The sequence below is a fragment of the Streptomonospora wellingtoniae genome (assembly GCF_031845375.1).
Taxonomy (GTDB): Bacteria; Actinomycetota; Actinomycetes; order Streptosporangiales; family Streptosporangiaceae; genus Streptomonospora; species Streptomonospora wellingtoniae.
This window is the reverse complement of sequence record NZ_JAVREK010000026.1, coordinates 67,921-80,773: the sequence shown is the minus strand read 5'-3', so window position 1 is coordinate 80,773 and position 12,853 is coordinate 67,921. Positions and strand designations below refer to the sequence as shown.

At 72.3% G+C, this 12,853-nt stretch carries 10 protein-coding genes; 6 read left to right on the top strand and 4 right to left on the bottom strand.

What is annotated here, in order from left to right:
- Nucleotides 1–89: 89 nt before the first annotated feature.
- From RM446_RS20990 to RM446_RS20970, 5 genes are all read left to right on the top strand, one after another.
- Nucleotides 90–1,250, top strand: a complete 1,161-nt coding sequence (locus RM446_RS20990; protein ID WP_311547117.1) for a YihY/virulence factor BrkB family protein — start codon at nucleotides 90–92, stop codon at nucleotides 1,248–1,250.
- A gap of 537 nt (nucleotides 1,251–1,787) precedes the next feature.
- Nucleotides 1,788–3,032 (top strand): glutamate--cysteine ligase, encoded by a 1,245-nt coding sequence (locus RM446_RS20985; protein WP_311547098.1) that lies wholly within the window; start codon nucleotides 1,788–1,790, stop codon nucleotides 3,030–3,032.
- Nucleotides 3,019–4,260 carry a M20 family metallopeptidase gene (locus RM446_RS20980; RefSeq protein WP_311547097.1) on the top strand — a complete coding sequence of 414 codons (1,242 nt, stop codon included), beginning with the start codon at nucleotides 3,019–3,021 and terminating at the stop codon, nucleotides 4,258–4,260. The genes RM446_RS20985 and RM446_RS20980 overlap by 14 nt, the downstream gene beginning before the upstream one ends.
- Nucleotides 4,261–4,365: 105 nt before the next feature.
- A complete protein-coding gene (locus RM446_RS20975) occupies nucleotides 4,366–5,466 on the top strand; it encodes an adenosine deaminase (RefSeq protein WP_311547096.1) in 1,101 nt (366 codons plus the stop codon).
- Nucleotides 5,463–6,116, top strand: coding sequence for a PH domain-containing protein (locus RM446_RS20970; protein ID WP_311547095.1), 654 nt, complete (start codon nucleotides 5,463–5,465; stop codon nucleotides 6,114–6,116). Before RM446_RS20975 ends, RM446_RS20970 begins: the two co-directional genes overlap by 4 nt.
- A 521-nt stretch (nucleotides 6,117–6,637) precedes the next feature.
- Here the strand turns inward: RM446_RS20970 and RM446_RS20965 are convergent.
- Both RM446_RS20965 and RM446_RS20960 read right to left on the bottom strand, forming a co-directional pair.
- Nucleotides 6,638–7,468, bottom strand: coding sequence for a purine-nucleoside phosphorylase (locus tag RM446_RS20965; RefSeq protein WP_311547094.1), 831 nt, complete (start codon nucleotides 7,466–7,468; stop codon nucleotides 6,638–6,640).
- Nucleotides 7,469–7,672: 204 nt separating this feature from the next.
- Nucleotides 7,673–8,128 (bottom strand): gamma-glutamylcyclotransferase, encoded by a 456-nt coding sequence (locus tag RM446_RS20960; RefSeq protein WP_311547093.1) that lies wholly within the window; start codon nucleotides 8,126–8,128, stop codon nucleotides 7,673–7,675.
- A 156-nt stretch (nucleotides 8,129–8,284) separates the two neighbouring features.
- On the opposite strand from RM446_RS20960, the gene RM446_RS20955 reads away from it, so the two are divergent.
- Nucleotides 8,285–9,664 carry an NAD(P)H-quinone dehydrogenase gene (locus RM446_RS20955; protein ID WP_311547092.1) on the top strand — a complete coding sequence of 460 codons (1,380 nt, stop codon included), beginning with the start codon at nucleotides 8,285–8,287 and terminating at the stop codon, nucleotides 9,662–9,664.
- Between the two features lie 207 nt (nucleotides 9,665–9,871).
- Here RM446_RS20955 and RM446_RS20950 read toward each other — a convergent pair whose 3' ends face one another.
- Complete coding sequence (locus RM446_RS20950) at nucleotides 9,872–11,092, bottom strand: chemotaxis protein CheA (RefSeq protein WP_311547091.1); 1,221 nt, start codon at nucleotides 11,090–11,092, stop codon at nucleotides 9,872–9,874.
- A 193-nt stretch (nucleotides 11,093–11,285) separates the two neighbouring features.
- Nucleotides 11,286–12,758 (bottom strand): dicarboxylate/amino acid:cation symporter, encoded by a 1,473-nt coding sequence (locus RM446_RS20945; RefSeq protein WP_311547090.1) that lies wholly within the window; start codon nucleotides 12,756–12,758, stop codon nucleotides 11,286–11,288.
- Nucleotides 12,759–12,853: the final 95 nt, after the last annotated feature.

The following is a 12,853-nucleotide window of genomic DNA, read 5'->3' as shown; positions in this document are numbered from 1 at the left end:
TGGCGCGGGCCGATGCGGCGCCCGATCCGGCGGGCCCGGCCGGGCCCGGGTAGGGCCGAAGCGGCAGCGCAGGAGAGGGGGCGGTGCCGATGGCCGCGACGGCGGCGCTGAAGGACCGGGTGCGGCGCTACCGCAACCGCGCCATGGAGGCCTACTGGTCGGTGCGCCGGCGCCACCCCTCCGTGGACCACGCCGTGCGCGCCTACGACCGCTACTCGGGGAGCGAGGGCAACCGGCTGGCGGCATCGGTCACCTTCTACGCCTTCCTTTCGTTCTTCCCGCTGCTGGCGCTCGCCTTCGCCGCAGTGGGCTATGCGGCCGCCGTCGAGCCCGACGCCCGCGACTACCTCGACCAGGCGCTGCGCGAGGCGCTGCCCGGACTTGCCGAAGGGCTGCCGGTGGACCGGATCGCCGAGGCCCGCACCGGCGCGGGCGTCATCGGCCTGCTCGGCCTGCTGTACTCCGGTGTGGGCGCGGTGGACGCGGTGCGCGCGGCCCTGCGCCGGGTGTGGCTGAACGACGTCGGCGACGGACCCAACTTCGCCGTCGCCAAGCTGACCGACGTCGCGGTGATGGCGGTGCTGGGGGTGTGCCTGCTCGGCTCGGTCGCGCTGACCAGCGTCGCCCAGGCGGCAACCCACTGGCTGCTGGAGTTCGTCCGATTGCAGGACTCGCTGGTGGCGGTGGGCACCACCCGCGTGCTGGGGCCGGCGATCGCGGTGGCCGTCGACACGTTCATCTTCCTGATGGTGTTCTCCCGCCTGTCGGGAACGCGGCGCCCCGTGCGGCTGCTGTGGCAGGGGGCACTGCTGGCCGCCGTCGGTTTCGAGATCCTCAAGGCCGTCGCCGCACTTCTGATCAGCGGCACACTGAGCAACCCGATCTACGCGTCCTTCGCCGTGATGGTGGGACTGCTGCTGTGGATCAACCTGGTCATGCGGATGCTGCTGCTGTGCGCCTCCTGGACGGCGACCTGGCTGCCGGTCCCGCCGCCCTACGAGGGGGCGGTCCCTTCGGGACTGCCGATCGGGCTGACCGGCGACGAGCCCGCCCGCACTGCCGTGCGCCAGGACCTGGGGCCGTCGGCGGCCACGCTGCCGGCGCGCCCCACGCCCGCGCAGATGGCGCGCTCGCACAGGCGGGACCGCCTCAGGCGCATCAGCGCGGCGCTACGCCGCCTCGCCCTGCCCGCGGTACTCGCAGCGGGGGTCGCGGGAGTGATCGCCTGGCTGCGGCGCCGCCGCGACTGAGTGACGAGAGGCGGCGAGCGGGCGCCTCCCGCGGCTTCCGGTGATCGGGAGCAACCAATGATCGGCAGGACTTTCGCGACATTTCGTTCTGGAATGCCCGTTTCAGTTTACAATTCGCAAAGCTAATCTGTTATCGAGGTCACGTATCGGTTACTTCGGGGTACTCTTATCCGTTGTTGTGTAGCGTGATCTTGGAGCGCGGAGAACGGCGCGCCCGACGTCGCGGCCTGTGAGTCCGCGCGGTCGGCGCCCCGATCGCCGTATGCGCGCGCTGCGCGAGCGGCCGCCGCGACCGGTCGGCGGGGCGGACGCCCCGACCGCAACCGGCCGGGCCGCGCGCGCACCGGTCCCACCTGCTCCGACCCAGCGCAGTGCCGCCCATCGCCGGTGCGCGCCGCTCATCCGAACGCCACGCCGCCCGAACCGCCGATGAACGGAACCCCGAATGACACGCATTGCCGAAGCGGGCGACACCTCGCCTAGGGTGCGGTCAGCGTCGGTGCCCGAGCCGGCCGGACGACTGTGCGGAGGTTGACCGTGGCCATCGAATTCAACGACTCCCAGCGCGCCACTCTCGGTGTGGAGTGGGAACTCCAGCTCGTCGACGCGCACACCCGCCACCTTCGCCAAGAGGCCCAGCAGGTCCTCGGCGCGCTTCCCGACCTCAGCGAGACACCGGACAGCCCGCTGCGCCACGAGCTGATGCAGTGCACCATCGAAGTCGTCACCGGCGTCTGCGAGACCGTCGAGGAGGCCCGATTCGACCTGGCGGGCAGCATCGAGCGGCTCGGCTCGGTGCTGGAGACGCGCGACGCCGCGCTCATGTGCGCCGGCACCCACCCGCTGGACGACTGGCGCGACCAGACGCTCTCGCCGGTCCAGCGCTACGGCGAGCTCATCGACGAGATGCAGTGGCTCGCCCGCCGGATCCTGACCTTCGGCGTGCACGTCCACGTGGGGGTGCGCTCCCGCGAGAAGGCCGTCCCGATCGTCAACGCGCTGGCCAACTACCTTCCGCACTTCCTGGCGCTGACGGCCTCCAGCCCGTTCTGGAGCGGTCACGACACCGGGCTCGCCTCCAGCCGGTCGATCATCTTCGGCGCGCTGCCCACCGCGGGGCCGCCGCCGCGCCTCGACGACTGGACGGCGTTCGAGGAATATATGGAAACCCTGCTCCGCGCGGGGACCATATCCAGTATCAAGGAAGTCTGGTGGGACGTCCGCCCGCATCCCGATTTCGGCACGATCGAGATCCGGATGTTCGACGGGATTCCCACACTGCGCGAGGTCGGCATGGCCGCCGCGTTGTCCCAGAGCCTCGTCCGGCTGTTCGATCAGCAGCTCGACCGCGGCTACGGGCTTCCCAGTCCGCCCACATGGGTGGTCAACGACAACAAGTGGCGGGCCACCCGCTACGGCCTGGACGCCCGGATCATCACCGACGACCGAGGGCGGACGGCGCCGCTGCGCGACGACCTGTACGAGCTCCTGCGCGATCTCGAACCGGTCGCGGCGCGGCTGGGGTGCGCCGACGACCTCGACGTGGTCTCGGAGATCCTCGACAAGGGCGCGTCCTACGAGCGTCAACGTGCCGTCATCGACCAGGGCGGCACCCTGAACGACGTCGTGGACTCACTGGTGGCGGAGTTTCGCGCCGACGTCTTCCCGACGGCGGCTCCCTCCGCGAACGCGCCGAGCTCGGCCACCGGACAGGCGGCGGGCGGCGGCACCGGCACCGATTATGTGACGAAGAACAGGGGGCCATCCCATGCAGGGGCGTGACCTGCGGGAGCAACTGAACGCATTCCTGGCTCGCCACGAGCGCGAGTTCATCGAGTTCCGGCGCGATCTGCACATGCATCCCGAACTCGCCTTCGCCGAGCACCGCACGACACAGCGGCTCGCCGAGCGGCTGCGCGGCATCGGGCTCACACCCGAGCCCCTCCCGCACACGACCGGGCTCGTCTGCGACATCGGCGCCGGCGACGGCCCCACCGTCGCGCTGCGCGCCGACATCGACGCGCTCCCCCTCACTGACGAGAAGGACGTGCCCTACCGCTCGACGGTTCCCGGCGCGGCCCACGCCTGCGGCCACGACGTGCACACCACCGTCCTGATGGCGGCAGGGCTGTTCCTGGCTCAGCAGGCCCGGGCCGGTGCGCTGCCGGGGCGGGTGCGGCTGCTGTTCCAGCCCGCCGAGGAGCTGCCCGGCGGTGCCCGCGAGGTGATCGAGGCGGGCGGTATCGACGGCGTCGACCGCATCTTCGCGCTGCACTGCGACCCGCGGCTGCTCACCGGCCAGGTCGGGCTGCGCACCGGTGCGATCACCGCCGCCTGCGACCAGGTGATGGTGCGGCTCTCGGGCCCCGGCGGGCACACGGCGCGGCCGCACCTGACCTCCGACTTGGTCTATGCGCTGGGCAAGGTCGTCACCGAGCTGCCCGCCGCCCTCTCGCGCCGGGTCGACCCGCGGGCCGGGTTCAGCCTCGTGTGGGGCCGCGTCAGCGCGGGGTCGGCGCCCAACGCCATCCCCGACGACGGCGTGGTCGAGGGGACCGTGCGCTGCCTGGACGACGACGCCTGGCACAGCGCGCCCGAGCTCATCCGCGAACTGGTCGACTCGGTGGTCGCCGGCTACGGCGCCCGCGCCGAGGTGGACTACCGCCGCGGCGTGCCGCCCACGGTCAACGAGTCCAGCAGCGTGCGGATGCTGCAGGACGCCTGCACCCAGGCACTGGGACCCGAGGCCGTAGCCGATACGCCCCAGAGCCTGGGAGGTGAGGACTTCGCCTGGTACCTGGAGCACGTTCCGGGTGCGCTCGCCCGCCTGGGCACGCACTCCCCGCAGTCCGGCTCGCCGATGGCCGACCTGCACCGCGGCACATTCGACGTGGACGAGCGCGCCATCGGCGTGGGCGTGCAGCTGATGTCGGCCACCGCACTGACGTCGCTGTGGGAGTGCGCCCGCGCCGCCGGCGGCGACCCGGTGCAGGACGCGGCCCTGGCCTGACGCGCGCCCGGCGCGCGGGATCTCCGCGGGCCCTGCCGGCCGCGCTGACCGGCCGCGCGGCGGCGGGGCGTCCGGGCAGGCCGCGACGGGTGGCATCCTGAATCCATGAGCCACCCGTTGACCCTGGACGACATCCGGCGCGCCCCCAAGGTGCTGCTGCACGACCACCTCGACGGCGGACTGCGCCCGGAGACCGTCGTCGAGCTGGCTGAGGCCGCCGGCTACACCGGACTGCCCGCATCCGACGCTGCCGAGCTCGGGGCGTGGTTCCGCGACGCCTCGGACTCCGGCGCACTGGAGCGGTACCTTGAGACGTTCTCGCACACCGTCGCGGTGATGCAGACCCGCGAGGCCCTGGAGCGGGTCGCGGCCGAGTGCGCCGAGGACCTGGCCGCCGACGGCGTCGTCTACGCCGAGGTCCGCTACGCGCCCGAGCTGCACCTGGAGCAGGACCTGACGCTGGACGAGGTCGTCGAGGCCGTGCTGGAGGGATTCCGCAAGGGACAGGAGCGCGCCGCCGCCGCGGGGCGGCCCATCATCGTGGGTACCCTGCTCACGGCGATGCGCCATGCCGCACGGTCCCTGGAGATCGCCGAGCTCGCCGTGCGCTACCGCGACGTGGGCGTGGTCGGCTTCGACATCGCCGGCGCCGAGGCCGGGCACCCGCCGACCCGCCACCTGGACGCCTTCGAGTACATGCGCCGGGAGAACGCCCACTTCACCATCCACGCCGGCGAGGCGTTCGGCCTGCCGTCGATCTGGGAGGCGCTGCAGTGGTGCGGCGCCGACCGGCTGGGCCACGGGGTCCGCATCGTCGACGACGTACAGCGCCCGGACGCCGACGGCGGGGTCGCCATGGGCCGCCTGGCCCAGTACGTCCGCGACCAGCGCGTTCCGCTGGAGATGTGCCCCAGCTCCAACGTCCAGACGGGCGCGGCCCCCTCCATCGCCGAGCACCCGATCGGCCTGCTGCGCGACCTGCGGTTCCGGGTGACGGTCAACACCGACAACCGGCTGCAGAGCGGCACGACCCTGTCGGAGGAGTTCGCCAAACTCTCCGCCGCGTTCGGCTACGGCTGGGACGACCTGCAGTGGTTCACCGTCAATGCGATGAAGTCCGCGTTCCTGCCGTTCGACGAGCGCCTGTCGCTGATCAACGGGCGGATCAAACCCGGCTTCGCCCAGCTGAAGTGGGCCACCGGATGAAGCCGCTGATCTCGCCCGGGGGGCGCGTGCTGGGCTGGGGGTGGGTCGCCGCGGTCGCGCTGCTGCTGTTCGACCTCGCGCTGCGCGGAAGCGGCGCCTCCAGCCTGGTGGCCGGGGCGGTGCTGCTGATCACCGTCGGCGTCGCCTACGTGCTGTGGCTGCGGCCGCGGGTGGTGCCCACCGCCGAGGGCGTGCGGCTGGTCAATCCGCTGCGCGACACCTTCGTGCCCTGGTCGGAGTTCACCTGGGCCGACGTGACCGACGTGCTTCGGGTGCACGCCGGCGAGCGGGTCTTCCGCTCCTGGCCGCTGCGGGAGAACCGGCGCGCCAACGTGCGCGAGAACCTGCGCCGGGCCGGCGACGGGCCGGCGCCGCTCCTGGACACCGGCGCCGACGCCGACCCGCGCTCGATGCGCCCCGTCGACCTGGCGGCGCGGCGGCTGCGCGAGGAGGCCGAGCGCCGCAAGGCCGATCCGGCGAACCGGGTCGCGGCCGCTGCCGACCCTGCAGAGGGCGCCGGGCCGTCGGATCCCGCGGCCCCTGCTGAGGACGCCGCGCCGCACGGGCCGGTCACCGTATGGGCACCCGATGCCCTGGGGGCGCTCGGAGCCCCGGTCTTCCTGCTGGTCGTGGTCCTGCTCCTGGTATAAGCGGCAAGTGGGCCCGCCCGCCGCGTCCGGCCCGGGCACGGCGGCACCGTGGCTTGACCACGCCCCCAAATCCTGGTTAGGTAAGGCATGCCTAATGGTTGGGCGGTGCGGTGGACTACGCGGATCCGCGCCTTCCCACGCCCTGGGCGGCATGGGTCAACCGAATAGGGAAGCGCCGCCGGCACGGATCGCCACCCGTGTCGCTGCGCGGACGGCCGGCCGCGTGGCCGGGCGCCGCGTACCGGCGGCGCGACGCAGCACCGAAGGATGCGGCAAGGGCTCGCCACGGGGTCTGCGGGGACCTCGCCCGCGCCGCAGGACATGTGTGCGCCCGGCGGTCCGCGCGGACGGCCGCCGGGCGCACCGCGTCCGCACGTGCGGGGCGTTCGTGTGAGCGATCGCGCATGCGTTCGCACCGCAGCGCGGGGCGGGTGCTCCGCGCGGGCGCTGCACGCCGCGCGCACGCGGCAGGCGAGCCCGCGGCGCCGGGCCGAAGCGCCTCTCGTGCGCCTGCGGCGGCGTCAGGCCTGCGAGATCGTCTCGTGCAGGAGCTCGCCCAGGCGCTGCGTGCGCCGCTGGATGACCTCCAGCGCCCTGAGCGAGTCGAACGGCTCGAAGACCGCGCCGATGGCGTCGTTGCTGACCACCGACAGCCCGAGCACCTCCGCGCCCATCTCCACGGCCGCGATGGTCTCCAGCGCGAACGAGCGCCCCACCAGGTCGGCGCCAGCCACCCGCAGCATCGCCAGCTCGGCCGGGGTCTGGAACTGCGGACCCAGCAGCGATGCGTAGACGCCTTCGGTCAGCGACGGGGCCACCTCGCGGGCCAGGGTGCGCAGCCGCGGGCTGTAGGCCTCGGTCAGGTCCACGAAGTCCGGACCCGCCAGCGGCGAGGTCGAGGTCAGGTTGATGTGGTCGCGCACGACGATCGGTTGGCCCACCGAGAAGTCGGCGCGCAGCGACCCGGCCGCGCCCGTGAGGACCACGATCGACGCGCCGGCCGCGATGCCCGTGCGGACCGCGTGGACGATCCGCATCGGGTCGTGCTCCTCGTAGAGGTGGGTGCGTCCGCTGAACACCGCGACGCGCTTCTCACCCGCCCATGCGCTGCGCACGGTCGAGCCGTGGCCCGCCGCGGTGGGCGCGACGAACCCCGGCAGATCGGTCACGTCCAGCTCGACGTCGGCGATGCCGAGCGTGTCGGCCGCGCCAGCCCATCCCGAGCCGAGGATGACCACCGCGTCGAAGGAGTCGGCACCGGTGCGGGACTTGAGTTCGTTCGCCGCCTCGACGGCCCGTTCCTTGGCCTGGGCGGTCCCGGTCGTTAGGCGCACTTGCGTGGATTCGCTCACATCTCCGGAGAGTACCCCTGTGTAGTCGACCAGTTTCGGAACGCAACGCAGCGTGTTCCAGATCGCCCGGAACCGGCGCGACCCGCTTGGGCCGCAACCGGGTGATCGCGGGTCCGCGGGGCCCCAAACCGCGTTGATCTTGTAGCTATCGTGAAGGAAAGCGATTTCCATTTGCGATAGCTACAAGATCAACGGTGATTTGAGCTAAGAGCGGGAGGGGGCGCAGGGCCGCGAGCGCAGCTCCTCCGGATAGAACGGGGGAGCCCCCGCCTTCTCGGCGGCGTCGGCGAGCATCGAAAGGTACAGCGCCGACGGCAGCCCGCCCTCGTAGTCGTCGAGCACATGGGTCCAGGCGGCGGCCTCGCCTTCGAGCAGGGTGCTCGCCCGCACCCGCACGCGCGTATAGATGCCGAACCCGGCGCCCGCGCAGGCGTCGACGTGGGCTTCGTCGCATTCGGGGACGTCGTAGAGGGCGACGAAGACGCTCGCCCCGCTCTGCTCGGCGATCGTGGCCAGTGCGCCGCCCCACGGCCCGGACGCGCCCCCGAAGGTCAGCCGCCAGCCGTCCAGCCAGCCGGTGGTCCACAGGGGTGAGCGCCGAGCCCGCACCGCCATCTGATCGGGATCGAGGTTGCAGCCGTAAGCGGCGTAGAGAGCCACGGCGCCATCGTAAGCACGCCCGCTCGCCCCCGTTGCGAATTCCGCCGCCCGGCATGGCGGACAATGGGTAGACGGCAGAGCAGAGACGTTCCGGGCGGCGGCCCACGAGGCAGCGGCGCTTCGACGCGCGCGCCGGCCCAAGGGAGTGAAGCAGACGTGACCAAGGTCGTGATCATCGGTGGCGGCCCGGGGGGCTATGAGGCGGCGCTAGTCGCCGTCCAACTCGGTGCGGACGTGACGATCGTGGACCGCGACGGGATCGGCGGAGCCTGCGTTCTGACCGACTGCGTCCCCTCCAAGACCCTGATCGCGACGTCGGTGCGCTCCACCTATGTCCGGGAGGCCGCGAGGCTGGGGATCGACGTCGCCGAGAGTGACGGCCGGCCCGGGGTGTCGGTGGACCTCGCGACCGTCGACGCCCGTGTGAAGCGCCTGGCCCAGGCGCAGTCCGACGACACCGCCGCGCGCGTGGTCAAGGAGGGCGTCGAGGTGATCCCGGGCGAGGCGCGCCTGGTCGATCCCAAGATCGTCGCCGTGGGCGACCGGCGGATCCGGGCCGACGTGGTCCTGGTGGCTACCGGGGCCCACCCGCGCGAGCTGCCCTCGGCCAAGCCCGACGGCGAGCGCATCCTCACCTGGCGCCACCTCTACGACCTGGACCGGCTGCCGGAGAAGCTGATCGTGGTGGGTTCGGGCGTCACCGGCGCCGAGTTCGCCAACGCCTACCAGGGGCTGGGCTCGGAGGTCACGCTGGTCTCCTCGCGCGAACGCGTGATGCCCACCCAGGACGCCGACGCCGCCGAGGTGTTGGAGGGCGTGTTCCGCCGCCTGGGCATGACCGTGCTGAGCAAGACCCGCGCCGAGTCGGTCGCCAACACCGGCGACGGCGTGCTGGTGACCCTGTCCGACGGCCGCACCGTCGAGGGCAGCCACTGCCTCATGACGGTGGGCATGATCCCCAACACGGCGGACCTCGGGCTTGAGGAGGTCGGCGTCCGGCTGGACGACGGCGGGTTCGTCCAGGTCGACCGGGTCTCGCGCACCTCCACGTCCGGGGTCTACGCCGCCGGCGACTGCACCGGCGTGAACATGCTGGCGTCGGTCGCGGCGATGCAGGGCCGCATCGCGATGTGGCACGCGCTGGGCGAGGCCGTGTCGCCGCTGAAGCTGTCCACCGTGGCCTCGACCGTTTTCACCCACCCCGAACTGGCCTCGGTGGGCGCCACCGAGGGCGACGTACGCAGCGGACGGATCGACGCGCGCGTGGTCAACCTGCCGCTGGACACCAACCCGCGCGCGAAGATGACCAACAGCAAGGACGGGTTCGTCAAGCTGATCTGCCGCCAGCACACGGGGATCGTCATGGGCGGCGTCATCGTCGGTCCGCGCGCCAGCGAGCTGATCCTGGCGGTGTCGGTGGCCGTTCAGCAGCGGCTCACCGTCGACGACCTCGCGCACACCTTCGCGGTCTATCCGTCGCTTTCGGGCAGCGTCACCGAGGCGGCGCGCTCGCTGATGCAGGCCTCCCCCGAGTAGCTCGTCCCCGGCCCGCGGGTACGCTGCCCGATCTGCGTGCGTCCGCGCCCGCGCCCGCGTCTGCGCGGGCGCACTGGCCGCCGTGCCCGACCGGCCGCGATGAACGCGGACCAGGCGGACCGGGCAGGCCGCCCGGACACGGAAACGGCCCCGGCACGCAGCCGGGGCCGTCGTCATGTGAAGGACGCGAGCGCGCTCGCCGGGAGCCTAGAAGTCGAAGCCCCCGAAGTCGCCTCCGCCGAATCCGCCGAAGTCGCCGCCTCCGCCGAAGTCGCCTCCACCCATGTCGCCGCCGCCCATGTCACCCATGCCGGCGCCCATCATGCCTCCGCCCATCATCGACCCCATCATGGAGCCCATCATCATGCCGGTGAACATGCCCATCATCATGTCCATGCCGAAGTAGCCGCCCGCGTAGGGGGCGTAGGCGGGGCCGGCGTCGTAGTAGGGACGGCGGCGGCCGTCGACCTCGACCAGGCGGACGTCGGGGTCGTGCCCGGAGAGCACGGCCTGCGCACATGCGGGGCAGGCCGGGACGGACCGGTTGGTGCCGCCCGGGGGAGCCCACAGGACGTCCTGCTCCGACGGCCCGTGCTGCGGGTTGAAGAAGCAGGGCTGGCGCCGCTCGGGCACCGGCTCGCCGCTCATCCGGGCGCGGGTCGCGACCATGTAGTAGCGGCCGTCCTCAAGCGCGTTGGTGACCTGCTGCACCTGGTCGGGCTCGCGGATGGTGTCGAGCGTGGCCTTGGCGCGGTCGTAGGAGTCCATCGCGCGGCTGTAGTCGGTGCGCGTGTCCTCGTCGACCTTGGAGACGTCGATCTCCAGGCGGGCGATGTCCTCGCCCAGCCGCACGACGTCCTCGTTGGCCATCTGCTTGATCTCGGCCAGCTGCTTGGCCTTCTGCTCGTCGCGGCGCTTCTTGCCGCGGTAGAGGAAGAACCCGCCGCCGGCCACTGCCAGCACCAGCAGGCCCAGCAGCATGGCCCCGAAGACGCCGGAGGCGGCGTCGGCGGACTGCTGGTCCTCGACGGCGTCGGGAACGGCGACCAGAGTGTCGATCTGGCCCTGGTTCTGCGAAAGCAGCTCCTCCTCCAGCGCCTGGTTGTCAGAGGCGCTCAGCTCGGTGGAGTCGACCACCAGCTCCTGTGAGCCGGCCAGCACCGCATAGGTGCCGTCGCCGACCTCCGACTGGATCCCGTCGAGGTAGTTGCCGACGCTCGCCTCGGAGTTCAGCGTGCCCGAAGAGAGGACCACGTAGTACGTGGGGTTCGCCGCGGAGTCGGCGGCGTCGGCCAGCGTGTCCCGTTCGGCCTGGGGCAGCTGGTCGGTCGTGATGTCGGGGTCGATAAAGACGTTGTCGTTCCGCAGCGCATCGACGACCTCGCCGGACGCCGGAACGGTGTCGGCGCTGGCCGGGGCCATCGCCATAGCGGACAACCCTGCTGCGAGCAGGGCGGGTACTACCAAGCGGCGCAACATGATCGTTCCTCTCGCCTCCCTCACTCACTCAAGACGAACAGGGCGGCTGGAAGGTTCCCGCCGGAGCGGCGTGCCGTCTCCAAGACTACGGGCGACCCGCCGCAGCGGCGGGCCGCCCGTACGGTGCGTCTCGGCGGTCCGGTCAGGTGGCGGTGCCCGACCCGCCGACCGGCGCGGCCGGGCGCTCGGCGCCGGTGCCCCCCGGTTCGTCGCCGGCGCCGTCCGCGGCGCCCTCGCGTGCCCCGCCGCCGTCGGCGCTCTCGCCGCCGCCGTCGCCCGCCTCCTCGACGGTGTCGGGGGCGACGAAGCCGCCGAGGCCGCGCGGGGAGTGGAAGCGGGCCACGTCCATCATCCGCTCGCGCTTGGCGACCAGCGCTGGGACGAACGCCTGGCCGGCCACGTTCACCGCGGTGCGGCCCATGTCGAGGATCGGGTCGACCGCCAGCAGCAGGCCGACGCCCTCCAGTGGCAGGCCCACCGTCGACAGCGTGAGAGTGAGCATGACCGTCGCGCCTGTGGTGCCGGCGGTCGCCGCCGAGCCGATCACCGACACGAACACGATGAGCAGGTAGTCGGTCAGGTTCAGCGGGACGCCGTAGAACTGCGAGACGAAGATCGCGGCGATCGCCGGATAGATCGCGGCGCAGCCGTCCATCTTGGTGGTCGCGCCGAAGGGGACGGCGAAGGCCGCGTAGTGTCGCGGCACGCCGAAGTTGGCCTCGGCCACGCGCTCGGTCACCGGCATCGTGCCCATCGAGGAGCGCGAGACGAACCCGAGCTGCACCGCCGGCCACACCCCGGTGAGGAACTTCAGCGGCGAGAGGCCGTGCACGCGCGCGAGCACGGGGTAGACGACCAGCAGCACCAGCGCGAGGCCGACGTAGATCGCCAGCGCGAACCGCCCGAGGGCGCCCACGGTGGTCCAGCCGTAGCTGTAGACCGCGTTGCCCAGCAGGCCGACGGTGCCCAGCGGGGCGAGCCGGATGACCCACCACAGCACCTTCAGCACGACGCTCAGCGCCGAGCGGGTGAAGGCCAGGAACGGTTCTGCGGCCGAACCCACGCGCACCGCTGCGACTCCGAGCGCGATCGCGATGACGATGAGCTGCAGTGCGTTGAAGTCGAGGCTGGTGGTCAGCGCGCCGGCCTCCTCGGAGGTGCCGGCCGTCAGCCCGAGGAAGTTGGCGGGAACCAGGCTCTCCAGGAACGCCAGCCAGGAGCCCTGGGAGCCGGTGTCGGGCGCCTGCGCGGTCCCGGCGTCGACGCCGCTGTTCACGCCGGGCTGGAAGAGCAGCCCCAGTCCGATGCCGATGGCCACCGCGATCAGTGCGGTGGCGGCGAACCACAGCAGGGTCTGTCCGGCGAGCCGCGCGGCGTTGGTGGTGTTGCGCAGGTTGGCGATGGACGAGACGACCGCCAGCAGGATCAGCGGGGGCACGATCGTGGTCAGCAGCGTGACGAACGTGGAGCCGATGGTGTCGAGGGTCAGCGCGAGCCAGTTGGGATCCTCGGCGGTGCCGCCCAGTTGGCGGGCGACCACGCCCAGGGCGACGCCGACGACCAGCGCGGCGAGGACTTGGACGGCGAAGGGTATGCGCCTGAGTGCGGATAGCACGGTGTGACTCCTGGTCGGGACGTGACGGGGCGCCCGGCTGATGGCGGGGGCGCCGCGGGGAGATGAGCGCGGCCGGTCGGCCCGCGCTCCGGGAA

Coding starts and splice junctions, on each gene's coding strand:
- RM446_RS20990 (WP_311547117.1), top strand. CDS start 90: ATGGCCGCGACGGCGGCGCTGAAGGACCGGGTGCGGCGCTACCGCAAC.
- RM446_RS20980 (WP_311547097.1), top strand. CDS start 3,019: ATGCAGGGGCGTGACCTGCGGGAGCAACTGAACGCATTCCTGGCTCGC.
- RM446_RS20975 (WP_311547096.1), top strand. CDS start 4,366: ATGAGCCACCCGTTGACCCTGGACGACATCCGGCGCGCCCCCAAGGTG.
- RM446_RS20970 (WP_311547095.1), top strand. CDS start 5,463: ATGAAGCCGCTGATCTCGCCCGGGGGGCGCGTGCTGGGCTGGGGGTGG.
- RM446_RS20950 (WP_311547091.1), bottom strand. CDS start 11,092: ATGGCGATGGCCCCGGCCAGCGCCGACACCGTTCCGGCGTCCGGCGAG.